1 protein-coding gene is annotated in these 868 nt (G+C 35.7%); it reads left to right on the top strand.

All coding sequences use genetic code 11. The annotated features are described in order from the left end of the window. Window positions 1–257 precede the first annotated feature (257 nt). Window positions 258–710 carry a methylglyoxal synthase gene (locus AC07XN_RS24510; protein WP_309923553.1) on the top strand — a complete coding sequence of 151 codons (453 nt, stop codon included), beginning with the start codon at window positions 258–260 and terminating at the stop codon, window positions 708–710. Window positions 711–868: the final 158 nt, after the last annotated feature.

Genomic DNA, 868 nt, shown 5'->3' with positions numbered 1-868 from the left:
GTTTTATATACATGATTATACAGATATGTATACAAAAAGGCCATTTTATATACATGATTATACAGATATGTATACAAAAAGATGGTTTTGTATGCATAAGTGTGGGAATATGAAGACTAAAAAATGGCTTAGAGATTAATCCCTTCACCAGACATACCCATTGTAGTCTTATACATTGCTATTGTAAATAGACTAAAAACATTACTTTTGTTACTGGAATTCCTAAACACTTAACTAAGTAAAACAATCTAACGATAATGTCGAATATTAGAACATTAAAACCTCGCAAAAGAATAGCCCTGATTGCACACGATAATAAAAAAGCTGAATTGATTGAATGGGTATATTATAACAGAGGCGTATTATCAAGACATGAATTATATGCTACAGGCACTACGGGCAGACTGGTGGAGGAATCTATCGACCGACCTGTCGCTAAACTATTGAGTGGGCCTCTGGGTGGTGACCAACAAATTGGGGCTTTGGTGGCCGAAGGTGTAGTAGATTTGATTATTTTCTTCTGGGATCCTATGTCGTCGCAACCGCACGACCCTGATATTAAAGCATTACTTCGCCTCGGAGTAGTTTGGAATATCCCGATGGCTTGCAACCGTGCTACGGCTGATTTTATGCTAACATCACCTTTGATGAATAGCGAGTATGAATCTAGACTGACAGATTATTCTGTTTATTTGGGGAGAAAAGTATAGTTGTTTGATTTGAAAATTTGGTGATTTGAAGATTTGAAAATGGGAATCAATCTCACTTGCAACTATTCTTTTCTATTAGCCGGTGACTTAAGTCCTATTGATTACCCACATCTTTTAAAAAAGTTAAAATGAGGATGTGGTTATTGATAAAATTAGCT

This window comes from Arcicella sp. GW458-12-2-14-TSB2 (assembly GCF_059423785.1).
The sequence above is the reverse complement of the archived record's forward strand: the minus strand, read 5'-3'. Positions and strand labels throughout refer to the sequence as shown.

Bases quoted from the DNA above. Each gene is read 5' to 3' on its own strand.
- AC07XN_RS24510 (WP_309923553.1), top strand. From the start codon at position 258: ATGTCGAATATTAGAACATTAAAACCTCGCAAAAGAATAGCCCTGATT.